This window comes from Pseudobacteriovorax antillogorgiicola (assembly GCF_900177345.1).
Classification (GTDB): domain Bacteria; phylum Bdellovibrionota_B; class Oligoflexia; order Oligoflexales; family Oligoflexaceae; genus Pseudobacteriovorax; species Pseudobacteriovorax antillogorgiicola.
This window is the reverse complement of the sequence record NZ_FWZT01000003.1, coordinates 157,492-171,269: the sequence shown is the minus strand read 5'-3', so window position 1 is coordinate 171,269 and position 13,778 is coordinate 157,492. Positions and strand designations below refer to the sequence as shown.

8 protein-coding genes are annotated in these 13,778 nt (G+C 47.6%); 3 read left to right on the top strand and 5 right to left on the bottom strand.

Annotated features, from left to right (window positions below; all coding sequences use genetic code 11):
- Positions 1-59 precede the first annotated feature (59 nt).
- Complete coding sequence (locus tag B9N89_RS05210; protein WP_132316135.1) at positions 60-1,727, bottom strand: RICIN domain-containing protein; 1,668 nt, start codon at positions 1,725-1,727, stop codon at positions 60-62.
- Between the two features lie 501 nt (positions 1,728-2,228).
- Here B9N89_RS05210 and B9N89_RS05205 point away from each other — a divergent pair.
- Complete coding sequence (locus B9N89_RS05205; protein ID WP_132316137.1) at positions 2,229-3,785, top strand: hypothetical protein; 1,557 nt, start codon at positions 2,229-2,231, stop codon at positions 3,783-3,785.
- Between the two features lie 48 nt (positions 3,786-3,833).
- On the opposite strand, the gene B9N89_RS05200 is transcribed toward B9N89_RS05205, so the two are convergent.
- The 3 genes from B9N89_RS05200 to B9N89_RS05190 form a co-directional block, all read right to left on the bottom strand.
- Positions 3,834-4,211 carry a response regulator gene (locus B9N89_RS05200; RefSeq protein WP_132316139.1) on the bottom strand — a complete coding sequence of 126 codons (378 nt, stop codon included), beginning with the start codon at positions 4,209-4,211 and terminating at the stop codon, positions 3,834-3,836.
- Between the two features lie 106 nt (positions 4,212-4,317).
- The gene (locus tag B9N89_RS05195; RefSeq protein ID WP_132316141.1) at positions 4,318-8,250 is read right to left on the bottom strand and encodes a CheR family methyltransferase; all 3,933 of its coding nucleotides are present in this window, start codon (positions 8,248-8,250) and stop codon (positions 4,318-4,320) included.
- Positions 8,251-8,380: 130 nt separating this feature from the next.
- Positions 8,381-9,496, bottom strand: coding sequence for a carboxylesterase family protein (locus B9N89_RS05190; RefSeq protein ID WP_132316143.1), 1,116 nt, complete (start codon positions 9,494-9,496; stop codon positions 8,381-8,383).
- A gap of 358 nt (positions 9,497-9,854) precedes the next feature.
- On the opposite strand from B9N89_RS05190, the gene B9N89_RS05185 reads away from it, so the two are divergent.
- Positions 9,855-11,609 (top strand): TrkH family potassium uptake protein, encoded by a 1,755-nt coding sequence (locus B9N89_RS05185; RefSeq protein WP_132316145.1) that lies wholly within the window; start codon positions 9,855-9,857, stop codon positions 11,607-11,609.
- Positions 11,610-11,624: 15 nt separating this feature from the next.
- Positions 11,625-12,287 (top strand): potassium channel family protein, encoded by a 663-nt coding sequence (locus tag B9N89_RS05180; RefSeq protein WP_132316147.1) that lies wholly within the window; start codon positions 11,625-11,627, stop codon positions 12,285-12,287.
- Between the two features lie 18 nt (positions 12,288-12,305).
- Here B9N89_RS05180 and B9N89_RS05175 read toward each other — a convergent pair whose 3' ends face one another.
- Entirely contained in the window at positions 12,306-13,367 is a 1,062-nt protein-coding gene (locus B9N89_RS05175; protein ID WP_132316149.1) for a rhomboid family intramembrane serine protease, read from the bottom strand.
- Positions 13,368-13,778: the final 411 nt, after the last annotated feature.

Genomic DNA, 13,778 nt, shown 5'->3' with positions numbered 1-13,778 from the left:
GTCAGGAGTCTTTCATCGGTGTAAGGAACGTGACCTGCCAACAGGTCACGCTTTTGCTTTTAGTTTAAGTAGGGAAATGGCGTTACGATGCGATCAAAGCTGTTGCCGGTACATTGATACTGGCCCAACTGAGCCCGGTCTAGGTAGTACTGACTGGGGTGTGGAGCCATACACATGTTGCTTCCATGCCCAACTTTAATAGCTGTAAACTCAGGATTAGCTGTTCCAGGGAAAGTAAATCGCGTGATCTGCCAAAGTTGATTACTGGTTCCTGTGCATCGGTAAGCGATGATGCGAGACCCTGGTTGCATTGACGAAGATTCCAGGTCTAAACAAAGTTCTGGATTGGCAGCACTTTGGATGAGGCTCCAGCCATTGCCTCGTGCTACGAAATTCCATCGCTGAGTTGCGCGGCCATCACAGGTTCGTTGCACCACAGCTTGACCCGAACGTGCTACTCCACCGATGATATCGACACATTTATTGTGGGTGAATTTGATTTGAAACCCTGGTTTCATATCATCCGTGGGAGGCTCAGGTTGTGGTCCTGGCTCGGGAGGTGTGACTCCTCCATTGATAGATGCTTGATAGAGCTTTCTTAGTTCACTCCATTCCGCGCCGAAGTCGGGAATCGTTTGCTTCCATAGGAAGTCTGGCCGTGTTTCAGTGTTCCACTTACCGCCAAGAATGTCTCCCCAAGCATCGAGCTCTAGCCAGTAGTCGTAGGTTACCCGGTAGGTAGCGGGACGAAAGGTTCCTGGCCCTTTGATTGTATCCCCAGCCCAGCGAGACGGAACTTCTACAGTATAGGCCATGGTAGTTTTAACGCGGACGATAGTTTCAGTACCTTGGGCCATATTTCGATAGCCTTGCTCCACAGGCCGACGTTCTACAACTTGGACAGAGTAGCCTTCGATCGCCTGATTCCATACTTCCGCGTCACGGGTCACATCCACAACAAAGCTTTCATCTGCTATTCCGATCTGATTGCTGATAACCACATGGAAAGCGCCTGCATTTACATCACGGCAGGCTGAGCTTTCTTTGGCTTTTTTCAGCGCTTCGCCGCTGAGGTTTTCAAATGACTCATTGCACCGCCGACCCAAGAACTGGGTGCGAGCCGAAGATTGTTTTTGATGCATGAAGTAGGTGATCAACGCCTTGATATCTGATGACCCAAAAGGCACTTCGATACCTTCGGGGCTTCTCATCGTGACTGGTTGAGGCTCTTCGAAGCTATAAGTTGCAGGTGCCCAAGCATGGCATAGTCCTTCCCAAGTTGGGATTTTATAGCCTGGGATGTACTCCGGTCGCCCAGGAATGGATTGTAAAACTCGGGTCCGACGGCGCTCGCTTTGCGTCAGAGGGTAGTCTCGCCGCCCTCGAAGAATATCGTATTTCTCTGCAGGAGAAAGCTGCCGCAGTTGATTTTGCGATAAGTTGTAATAGGGTTTCGGATCGTAGCGATAACGATCAATTTCTGCTACCGATGCATTCCAACGATAGCTGATACCCCCGCGATAACTAGCCCAGTAGTCACCACTCCAAGGCTGTTTGCTAAGATTTGCAGAGCGGGGTAAGTTAGCGAAATTTTTCTCATAATTGCGACTGGTGTCCATAATGATCGGATCGTTTCGCGTATCCCAAGCCTCGTCTAAAGACGAAGGATTTTGAGAAGCCCCACATCCTGCAAGGATGAGGGCGATGGCTGGTGTCCATAGCTTCATGACTGAATCTCCCAAGTAAAAAATTTTTCCCTAGTTTGGATTTTGTAATGGAAACCGTGGTAGAGATCAACCGAACTTCGTTAAACTTGTATTAAGATACCTAAGGTGGGAATTTCTCTTTTTCTCAGGGTTGATTTCAAAGAAACGACCTTTTTACCAGACGGTATAGATCTATTGAATTCATTAAGCGATCGTTTGATAGTGATGAATGGGTCTTTGTTAGTAAGCCGTTTCTATAGGTGTGCCTTAATAGTACTAAGAAAGATTCTTATTAGTTATACCATTTCGTAATGAGGCTTCAGGAAAAACCTAACTCCAGAGCTGGTAACGAGATTTATTCTTGAGTTAATGCGAGTCAGGATTCCTAGCTAGTTCATCTAGGTGATCGAATCCATAGCCTAAATTTTCCTTTATTTATATTTTTTCTGATTCCCTAAAATATTTGGCAAAGACGTCGAGAACTTTGAAGGATAATAAAGATTCCTTAAGGAGGATAGGAGCGTGATTCTAAAGAAGAGCAAGGGCTTTACCAAAACGTTCGTCTTGGTAAGCTTTCTAGCAGCAGCCATAAGTTGTAGCACTGATGACGATGAGGATAGCGATGCAAGTTCTGATGATGGTGAGGTCGACACCGTTGAAGAACTAGAGGCAGAGAACCCTCTCACAGCCGCCTATCCATCGGCCCTAGCGCTGTCCGTATTTCCTAACGAAACAACCACGACACTAGCTCTCCAGGATGCGGGAACGACGTCAAAGGAGAAGCCGCCGGAAGAGAAAATCGAGGCTCGCCAGGAAATATTGCAGGGTGGAGCCGATTCTGAATGCTTCGCCACGGGTTTGTTCAATGACCGATCGAAGGAGACTGTCACTTGCTACGAGTTTGATAACGATATGAATCCTTTTAATAATGGCCCATCCGGTAGCGGCGGTACCACCGATGGCAAGCACAGCGACGGTGAAGCTTGTATGGTTGCATTTGCAAGGCAAGAGGTCCTCGATGCCACCCAGTTGGTTGACCGTGCCTTGGATACCGTGGCAGGGATTCTTTGCTCAGTGAAGAAAGCTGGTGGTGACACTGAGTTACCCGCAGATGGTGAGACCAAGGATTTCCTAGCGTCCGTGGAGGATGCGGACCTCGGTTTCGAAGTTGCTACCATGGAAAATCTGGGCGACGGTCTCTACAAGACTGAGATTTCCGCGGCACCGGGTGGCAAAGCGTTCAATATGACCCTTGTCTACAAAAAAGGTGAAACAGAGGGCGAGTCCAGCGGGGTGATCAGTTTCAAAGAGCGCCCTTCGACAACAACAACCAAGCTCCAAGAGGGCGGTAATGACCCCAATAATACCGCAAACATGAATAAGTACGTGAGCGTGAAGTTCGCTCAGGAGTACGATACAGACAGCAATCTGAGGAATCGGTTCGAAGTTCGGATTGCATCAATAGAAAAAACTCTCGATGGTCTGGATAGCCAAGGGATCGTCGACTACGATGTGATCCCCGATTCAGGCGAAAACAGCACGTCGAACAACTTCAAGTACGTTCAGTTTGATATCGATGCAGAGACAGCGGAAGGAAATATCAGCTACTGGCGAAACCCAGGTGGTCGCCTCAACGAGCCAGCCCGTGGCTTTGTATTTAACATTACTGCAGACGACACCACGGGCGTCCTTTCCGGCTGCGGAACATCAGGTGCTGCGAACGTGAGTATCCGAGGCACGTTAGCCAGTGATGGTGAAGGCTCCGGTGAACTTCTTCCGAAACGTTATTGGCATCCGTTTGCTGGTAACAACACCTCCGCTGACAAGGATGATCGCTACACAGGTAACGGTGAAGGACCACTGGTCACAGCTCAGTGTTTCACTCAGAATACGAGCACTGGCATTTACGATATCGATTACGATGCGACAAAGGCTTTAAGTACCAGTACAGTCGACTCAGAAGTTGATACTCATGGCTACGATGTGGTGCCACAAGCAGATGGTAATGCTCAAGTTTTACCACCGACACCGCCGAGTGCTGTGCCAACAGGCGACTTTAAGCCTCGCGATGAAACTTAGCAGCTAGCATTCCTAGACCTATCATAAAGGGGGCGGAAAAGCCCCCTTTTATGTTCCCTGCCGAGCTACCGCTTCGATATTTTGTTTGATTAGATCAAATTTTACCGGTTTGTGCAGAAGAGCGAAAAGCCCCTGGCGATGCATCTTGAGCATCCTCTCGTCCTCTGTGTTGCCTGTAATCACAATAAACTTAGAGCTGGGTCGAGCCTCGCGAATCTCTTCCATCAGGGCAATGCCGTTGGTGTCGCCAAGGTAATAATCAGTAAGCACCACATCCGGTTTGTAGCCAGCAGAGATGGTTTCTTTCGCGCATGAACCAGATAAGCAGAATTTGACTTTGAAGTCTGTGGAAACTCGAAACAAAGTTCGCCAAATGCGCACCAATTCGTGTGAGTCTTCCACCACTAGTAACTTGAGTGAACTCATACTTTCCTCATAATGATAAGGCTGCCATGGCACTAGAGGCTGTTTGATTCAATTAATTTAGTAATAAAACCTTCATATCATGAGGGTGTGGAAACTACAATTCTATCTATTCTGTATGGATGGGCAAGGAGACCACGAATCGGGTGTTACTACAAGTCTTATCGACATAGAGGTCCCCTTGATGGGCTTTCAGGATATTCCGCGAAAGACTTAGACCCAAGCCAGTTCCATCTTTTTTAGTGGTAAAAAATGGAGTCAAGATCTGACTGGCGATGGAATCAGGTATTCCGGTTCCACTATCGGTGACCTGTAATAAAATTGTAGAATCTTGCTGCTTCAGTCCGATTTCGACCCATCGTTCTTGCAAAAGGGAAATCGCATCCACCGAGTTGTTAATCAGGTTGATCAAGACCTGGCTTATTTGAGTCGGTTGGCAGGTCACCTTCAAGTCAGCCTCTATCAGATTCCGAAACTCGACCCCTTTGTTTTTAAGGTGGTACTCACATATTTTCGCAACTTCGGCAACGATAGACTTAAGGTTACAAGTCTTGCTTTTTTCTCCCTCTCGATTCCTTGAAATTGACTTGAGGCCAACGATGATTTCAGAAATCCTAGAAACAGTATCTTCAATATTGCTCATGGCATCACTGATGGTTTCGTCAACATCTCGATGGCGAGAGTACTCATGAACGAGATCTACATAGCCCTGGATAGTATTGAGCGGAGTCTTTAATTCGTGAGCGATCCCTGCAGCCATTTCACCCAGAGAGGCTAGGCGCGATGCCCTGAGAAGGTCTTCTTGCTGCTGCTGAACTAAGCGGCTATTTTCCCGTTCCTCTGTAATGTCGACAATTGTGATTAGGAGTTGGGTGTGATCGCTCTCGTTGACTTTGGCGGACTTAGCCTTGAAGAAGCGAATTTGGTCCTTCTTGGTTTGAAACTCAAAAGTGAACTCATAGGTGTCGTGAGAGCTTAGATCCCGAGCCAGTTGTTCTAAGTCCTGCTGACTTTGGAGATTGGCAATAGAGCTGAGAACTGTAAAGATCGAAGCATTGCGAAAGGTTTCTTGTTCGTAGCCAAATAACTGGGCCACCAGCTCATCGCCAAAAACGAGCTGGGAGTGCTGGTCTTGGCAGTCGAACGCTAAGAAGAGATCGTTCGAATAGCGAGCAAAGCGCTGGAAATTTCTGATCTGGCGCTCAGTGAAATCTCGATGGGTGATATCGAAGGCAACCGAGCAAATAGAAACCAGTTGCTCTCCCGAGATTTCGAGGGGAAGTGAGGCTGTCTGGTAGACTCTCCTAGTGCCATCATCGGCGATTAAAACATCATCTTCAAGTACGGTGCTCTTTGTTTTGAGTACTTCAAAGTCACGGTTTCGTCGCCTTGTGCCGATTGAGGCACCAAAGATCTCTTCGTCGGATTTATTGATGATGTCATTAGCGTGACGTTGCATCGCCTGACAGAAGAACGGATTGACGTAAGTGTAGTGACCTATGGTATTTTTTACAGAGATGAGGGCAGGAATATTATTCAATATGGAGTAAAGCTGTCCCTCGACTTGGTGGGCCCGCTGGAGTGCAGTGGTTAGTTCAGTGTTCTCAAGAAAAGTTACAACCACGCCACTGATCTCGTCAGCTGTATTCATCAGGGGGTGGCTAAACACATCAAAACTGCGCCCCACGTCTTTCAGGCTTATGCTCGCTGCTTTTTGATACTTGACGCTAAACTCGATGGTTTCAAATATAGTGCTAAGATTGATTCCCGTTTCGATAAGCCGAAAATTGGACCCGACCATGGTTGAATTGAGGTTTAGGGTTGCCTTCGCTGCATAGTTGAATTTCTTGAGATGAAATTCATGGTCGATGACGACGATGGGGTTGGGAATGGCATCTTGAATCGTGGTGAGGTACTGGAATAGGTCTGCTAATTGTACAGACTTGGTATTGAGTTCCTCATTAACAGTAGTCAACTCTTCATTGGTCGATTGTAGCTCTTCATTGGATGTCTCCAGTTCTTCATTGGTTGATTGTAACTCTTCGTTGGCTGATTGCAGCTCTTCATTGAGTGCTTGCAGCTCTTCATTGGCAGTCTCTTGCTCTTCAATCACAGTCTGAAGGTGTTCGCGAGTTGCTGTAAGTTCCTGTTCCAATTCCTTGATTTCAATCGGTTCGACGCTGCTCTCAGAGCTGATCACGTGAACTTTTTCGGCAAATGATAGGACCACCCGTTTGCTATCGAGCACCGTTAGTGGAAAGGCCCGGATTGTAACGACCCTTTCTTCCCTGCTATCGTGATCAGGGATCGTAGCGCTGATTTCAGTGATATCCATCGATCGGGAACAGCGATGAACAACTGTCATAACTTTATTGCGAAGCGGCAATTCCAACAGCTGTTCAAGTTCCATGGTGAACTCTCCCTCAGGGAAGTTCAGGAAGCCGCGGGCTTTGCCAAAGATTGCGAGCACTCGAAATTTTTCATCCAGCATAAGGCTGTGTGGTGCCATGCTTTGAATGATGTCTCGTGTGATGCTGTCTTGCTCGTTCTTTTTTCTCATAACTTGATACTTCGGTATTTGCCCATCATGGGTTGGAAAACTGCCGAAAACAAAACTTGGATCAGCTGGGATGTTGGCCCGCTCGAAGATCTTAGCCTGAGAGTCCAAGACCTGAAATAGGTCTTTTCCCGCGTTTATGGATTCACTCTTGCCTAAGAAAAGAAGACCCGTTGGTACTAATGCGTAGTGAAACATCCGAAGAATGCGTTCCTGAACGTCCTGATCGAAGTAAATAAATACGTTTCGACAGGTTATTAGGTCCATACGCATGAAGGGTGGGTCTATAGTTAAATCATGGCGGGCGAAAAGGACAAGGTCCCGCACATCTTTCTTAATTTGATAGTTGGTATCGTTTTGTTCAAAGTATCGATCGATCAATTCATCGCTGAGGCCTTCGAGGGACACTTTGGAAAAGCTACCGCGGCGTGCCTCCTGCATGGTGTGCTCATGGATGTCGGTAGCAAAGATCTGCAACGTCGGCGGGTTGCTAAGGTTCAGCTTGCGCATGCCCTCAAGGGCAAGGATGGCCAGACTGTAGGGTTCTTCTCCGCTGGAGCAGCCTGCGCTCCAGATTCGGATCGATTCCTTGCTCCTGTGTCGATCGATATAGGCAGAAAATCGATCGGTCAGCGTCGTAAACTGCTGGTAGTCGCGAAAGAAACTCGTTACCGAGATAAGAATATCGTGAAACAAGTAGCGCCACTCTTCATCATCAGAAGCTAGGTAACGGGCGTACGATTCAAGGTTCGACGAGGTTGCAAGCAGGCGACGATTCAATCGCCTTTCGAAAGTATTCATCTTATAGACGCTAAAGTCCACCTTAGTCTTGCGCCTCAGAATTTCATAAACTTTTTCATATTCGCTTGGGTTCTCCCCTCGAGCTTGAAGGGGTGTTTCTTCTTGGGTTCGGTGAACCATTAATTCTTCGAGGCGATCCAACTCCTCGGATATTTTATCGGGGCTCCAGGTGAAATCCACATCCCCCGTAGCCAGGGCAGACCGTGGCATTCCATCGTAGCGGGCTGTATGGGGTTTTTGCGCAACGGTCAGCCCGCCAGCGGCTTTGATCGCTTTAGTCCCAAAAGCGCCATCGCTACCAGTGCCACTTAAAACAATACTGACGCAGTTTTCCTTCCACTCCTTGGCAATAGAGCAGAACAATGCGTCGATGGATGGCTTGGGGCCGATTCTCTGCTCGGGGAGGATCAGGCGCAGTCGCTTGTTTACCACAGTCATGTCATAAACTGGAGTCGAAACATAGATCTTGCCAGCCTCTAACTCGATGCCGTCTTCAGCCCGCACCACATCAAGTGCTGTATCCCTAGCAAGTATGTCGGTCAGCATGCTTCGGGACTGTGGCGACATATGCTGGGCGACAATCACTGAATTGTGGCTGGACTGGGTGAGTCGCGACACTAAAAAGCGCAAAACTTCGAGGCCTCCCGCTGAGCAGCCAATGCCTACAAGGACTTTGGGGTGCATCGTCCATCCCTCACTTAAGGTCTGTGTGAATAAGTCTATTTTAAACCAGGGAAAAGTACACCGCTTAGACTATTCATTCAATGAATTTCTCTTAACCCTCTGCCCCGCGGATAGAGTGTAAGATTTCAGTCTATAGTGATTTTTCGAATAGCCAGCGCCATATTTCGTTTCGATGGTAGGTGGATGACCAACAATCGTGCCCTTGATTAGGAAAAACCGTGCACTTTACTTCTGCTGATCTTTCAATAAGCTCCGACATGACTCTGTGGATTCGGCTGGAAGACGTAGCCAGGTCCAGGCCTCCGTGGGTAACCCAAACGGGTGTTTTCAGCTGAGATAAATTGATGCCACCAAGGGGAGTACTGGCTGCGATGACAGCACCTGCAAAAACATCGGAATAAGTCCTGATAAGCTTCCAGCTGGCGAGTCCCCCGGAGCTAAGGCCAGTAAGGTAGATTCGCTTGATATCGATGGGATAAGAAAGGCTAATCCGGTTTAGAATCGTCATCACTTGCCGAACATCCCACGGGCCTCTTTGTCGTTTGATCATAGTTAAAAGGTAGAACGGAGGTGCTTGATCGAGCAGTTGACCAGTCGCTACTAATCGAGGAGGGGCTTGAAGACGGAATAGGTGCTCCTGCTGAGCCTCACCGTGTAAAAATAATATCAGGGGTACCCTATCGAATCGATCCACATCTCCATGTGCCGTTACAATATGGTCAGCAGGCAATTGGGCGCTTAAGCAGTCGGGGCAAATGCGTTCGCCCATAGGGGGTGGCGCGTTTTCTATAAATATCAGGTAATCCTTCGCAAAGGACTCAAGGTCTAACCAAACATGGCCTGAAAGAGATGCTCGCTGGCAGATCGCGCATACCAGAAAACGTTGCGGAGGTATCCTTGTCTCGTCGGTGATAGGGAGGCTCTCTCTTTTGATTTCTTGAAGCACTGTGCTGCTAATATCGAGAGCCTTGGCCTGCTGCCGTACAGGTTCGATGCGTAATTTCATCAGCCGTTTGAATTGTTTGCTATCGCAGCGAAACGGGACTTCGTAAACTTTTTCAGTTCGCCGAACATAGTCGAAAAGCTGCGAGTAAAGTGAGATCAGCTCCGTGCCTCGAAAGAAAGTCCAAATATTACGTCCCAAAACAGTCTCTGGCCTCACCTTGCCCTGGTTACCATTGGCTTGAAGCCAGGGACCTGCGATACGTTCAATTATATTTTTACTGTTGAGGCGATACTGGATCATGGAAATTCTCGTCCTAGTGCCTAGCCAAGTTGAAGCCTCGGCGTTGTTGACTTCGTCATTCGCTCGTCACCGTACCCAGCACGTACTCTCCTCGCTCGCTCCTTGTCGCTTAGCCGAGAATTCAGCTTGACTAGGCACTAGTTTGAGTTAGCGATGCTCTCACCAGCCCTACCTTCCGACGCAATAAAGCGAGTTTAAGCTCTATTGAATCATCTTAGAAATTAATTTTTGGAGGCAGTTTTTGAGACCACCTCTAGACACGTTCACTTGGCATAAGTCGACAAGGGTAGGTGATTTTACATTGCCACTGACTGAGTAGCTCCTTATGATGGAGGCTTAAAACTGATTTAGGAACTTTATGGCCACCCCTACTGCAACTTACCGGATCAACCAAATACTTGATCTTACCTTGGCGGGTACGAGCCTCACGGCTCTCATCTTGATTATTGCTCGCTTTGGTTTTTTCCTGACTCCCGAAATCAAGAGTATCGTCGGTCAGCTCACAGAATTGGCCTTAGCTATTTTTGTTGGTCAGGTTATCTTGCGAGCGACCTTTGGTGATCGCAATTTGCTGGCCTATATTCGTCATCAGCCCCTGGAACTGGTCATGTTGCTGGTTTCTGTTCTGTACTTTGCTGACTTGCCATTAGTGAATCGGGCCCTAGCTTGGCTTGTTCCAGGAATTCGCCTGGATCAAGTTGGCTTGCTCTATCTGGCTGTGATTCAGGTCATGCTGATTGTGGTAACCCTTGTTAGTCAGGCCAAGAAGTATCAGTGGTTTCGCCGGGCCTCACTTGATCCAGGGATGATCATGATCCTGAGCTTTCTCTTAGCCGGAGGTTTGGGTACTGGCTTACTACTATTGCCAAAGGCAACGGTTCATTCGATTTCCGTAACTGATGCTCTCTTCACTGCAGTCAGTGCTATCTGTGTTACGGGGCTGTTGCCTTTTAATTTGGCTGAAACATTTACTCCGTTGGGTCAATTTTTTATCTTAATTCTGATCCAGGCAGGAGGGCTTGGCATCATGACCCTGACCATGATGTTTATGACTCTGTTTCCCGGCAGTCTTTCTGTAAAGGAAAAGATCCTTCTGGCAAAGCTGATCAGTGAAGATAACATCGGCTTGGTTAGAGATCTGCTTCGCAAAATTATCGTCGTTACTATCAGTATCGAGGCCATTGGAGCTGTAGCTCTTTACATTGCCGCGCGAGGATTTGATCAGCCTATAGACATGAACGTTTTCTATCATTGTATTTTTCATTCAATATCAGCATTTTGTAACGCTGGGATGACTTTATTCCAGGGAAGTTACGATCACATGGGTGCCAATGCTTTTTCCGCAATCTTGATGGTTTTGATCATCTGCGGTGGCTTAGGCTTTCCTGTTATTTCGGAAATCGTGACTCAGGCCCGTAGTCGCTACCCCATGAGGATTTATAATGTATCCGTAGCTACGAAACTTGTCCTGGTATCCTCAGTATGTCTGCTATCGGTAGGGACTGTTGTGGTAGCCTTACTAGAAGGACGAGAGTCCCTGTCTCATCTGCCGTTCGGGGAACAGCTATTTCACGCCAGCTTTTTCTCTGTTACCACGCGCACGGCAGGTTTTTCATCGTGGTCGTTGGCTGAAGTGAGTGCTCCGACTCTGATCTTTCTTATGATGCTGATGTGGATTGGCGCTTCGCCCGGCTCCACAGGTGGTGGTATTAAAACCCTTAATTTTGCAGTGGTATTGCTGAGCTTGCGCCAGCATATCAAGGGTCATCAGGGCTTGAATGTCTTTAGGCGGCGGATTAGCCCAGAATCTGTACTACGCTCCTTTAATATTGTGACCCTCACCATGATGATGTCGGCGGCATCTATGGCTCTGCTCTTTTTTATCGAGCCCCAACTAGAAGCCTTGCCTTTGGCATTTGAAATTGTCTCTGCAATCGGTACCGTGGGCTTGTCAGTGGGAGTTACCGAGCAGCTCTCTGATCTGGGCAAGTATTTGATCGTTCTTCTGATGTTTGTCGGACGCATTGGTCCATACACCCTACTTGTGGGCCTATATATGGAGCATTACAAACAGCGACATCGCTATCTTGAAGAAGATTTACAACTTTTTTAGAAAGATGAATACCGTATGAAAGTCAATAAAGTTGCGATTATCGGTCTGGGGCATTTCGGAGCTAGTCTTTGTGAGAAGCTCAGTGAAGCTGGAATCGAGATCCTGGCGGTGGATGCCGATGAGGATCGCGTTCGCGCCGTTGAACCCTTTTCGGCCCACCCTGTGGTATTGGATGGTCGAGACAAGCAGGGCCTGGCAAACTTGGGGCTTCAGGACATGGATGTGGTGATTGTTGCTATCGGAGAAGATTTCGAAAGTTCTGTACTCACTACGGCCCACTGTCAGGAGCTGGGAGTGAAGAGGCTCATCTCTCGAACGATGAATCCGGTACAGGAGCGGGTTATCTCTCTTATGGGAATCAAAGAACAGATTCTTCCAGAGCGGGATTCAGCCTTCAATCTAGCCTATCGCTTGGGCCTTGGCACCTGCCTTTCATTTATTGATATGGGAGACGGCTACGGTTTCTTTGAAGTGGAAGTGCCAGAGATCTTCGTCGACAAGAGCCTGGCAGACATCAAGCTTCGAGAGGAACATCAACTCAACTTGGTGACCTTAAAGCGACCGGATGCGTCTGGGGATGCGAAAGTCATCGGGGTGCCTGTGGTGGATGCTCCCCTGAGAGAGGGCGATATCCTTGTGCTCTTTGGCCATGGCAAAGACATCAAGAAGCTGATGTAGGCAAGGACCAGGGTGCGGTTATTCCTGGTCGATGATGCCGTGGCGCTTGCGGAAGATGTAAGTGCCAATAAACCCAACAATAAATCCTACGATATGAGCGCTCCAGGCAACCCCAGCCTGCTTGAAAACCACAAAATTGACCACATTCATGCCGAACCAGAACAAAATATAAAATAGTGATGAGATCGGAATTACAATCACAAGAAAAAAGCGGAGCAGGAACTTTGCTTTGGGAAATAGCAGGAGGTACGCGGCCATGATACCTGCCACCGCTCCGCTTGCTCCCACATGGGGAACGCCTGCTGGACCAGAGATCTCTGATGCGACAAAACCTAGAAAGCCAGCAAGAAAATATATCAAGAGGAAGTTGGCTGGCCCCATTAAGTCTTCCACATTATCGCCCATGATCCATAAAAAGTACATATTGCCTAAAAGGTGAAGAAATCCTCCGTGTAGAAACATGGAGTAAAGAATATTAGGGAAGGCAGGTGATTGCCCAGGAATAAAAGCCCAGGATTGAAACACTTCACCCAAGCCTGTGTTGTAGCTTAGCGCGAAAATCATGATATTAATGGCTATCAATGCAAACACGGTGACAGGGGTTTTGATCGGTCGTAAATTTCGCTCCAGTGGCAGGCTCGATAAGATTTGAAAAAGGATTTCTAGTTTGCTTGGATCACTCCGATCACCTGGGGTATTGAGATAACGTTTATAGAGAGTCTGAACCGCAGATTCTTGTAATCTCTTTTTGACATCGAGATAGCGCTGGGGGCGCTTTAACCTTTGCTTGATGTAGCGTTCAAGGTGTGGAATCTCTCCATAGTCAAACCATATGCCTTGGCAAGATAGACAGATATCGAGATGAAGCTCGTCACTTTGGTGCTCGATCTCTAGCATTTTGGATTGGCAATGAGGGCAGGTTTTTTGCTGCTCAACAGATCTCTTACGAAACATCTCACCTAAATTATGATACAGACTTTGACCGAGTCCTTCGCGCTTGTGAAAGCTTCCGTGGCAGCTTGAACAGCTATAGATATGATCGAAATATGAGAGAGGCGATTTATCATTGGGGCATTGCATCTGTTCATCCTAGTCACGAGCCAATCAGATTTTCCGGGCCTACTATACCTCAAGAAATTGCTTTTTTCTGGGAAAATAGTTCACGATGGACAAGTCTTGTCCATCGTGAATGAAGGAAGTTTGATGTCTTTAGGTATTATGAGAGCACCCGAAACGAGTGTTTCCTCTAAAGCCCCAAGGGGATTCGTAAGCAGGTTCTCCAAGCTCCAATAACATTCTCTTCGACAGTTTGGCGATGGCGGCAGAGATATTTCAAATAGGGGCCATTTTCCGGCGGTTTAGCTACTAGTATTTTTTTGAAACTGTGGCTACAAGTGGCTACATATAATAACTAGTAGATAATATTAGGGAAAAAATACGCTATTTTTGTGTATGGGCTGAATTCTTACCGAGAGGGAAGCCCGATGGCTA

What these genes read in the sequence shown, in the direction of transcription:
- B9N89_RS05185 (WP_132316145.1), top strand. Translation starts at nt 9,855, where the DNA reads ATGGCCACCCCTACTGCAACTTACCGGATCAACCAAATACTTGATCTT.
- B9N89_RS05190 (WP_132316143.1), bottom strand. Translation starts at nt 9,496, where the DNA reads ATGATCCAGTATCGCCTCAACAGTAAAAATATAATTGAACGTATCGCA.
- B9N89_RS05175 (WP_132316149.1), bottom strand. Translation starts at nt 13,367, where the DNA reads ATGCAATGCCCCAATGATAAATCGCCTCTCTCATATTTCGATCATATC.
- B9N89_RS05195 (WP_132316141.1), bottom strand. Translation starts at nt 8,250, where the DNA reads ATGCACCCCAAAGTCCTTGTAGGCATTGGCTGCTCAGCGGGAGGCCTC.
- B9N89_RS05180 (WP_132316147.1), top strand. Translation starts at nt 11,625, where the DNA reads ATGAAAGTCAATAAAGTTGCGATTATCGGTCTGGGGCATTTCGGAGCT.
- B9N89_RS05200 (WP_132316139.1), bottom strand. Translation starts at nt 4,211, where the DNA reads ATGAGTTCACTCAAGTTACTAGTGGTGGAAGACTCACACGAATTGGTG.
- B9N89_RS05210 (WP_132316135.1), bottom strand. Translation starts at nt 1,727, where the DNA reads ATGAAGCTATGGACACCAGCCATCGCCCTCATCCTTGCAGGATGTGGG.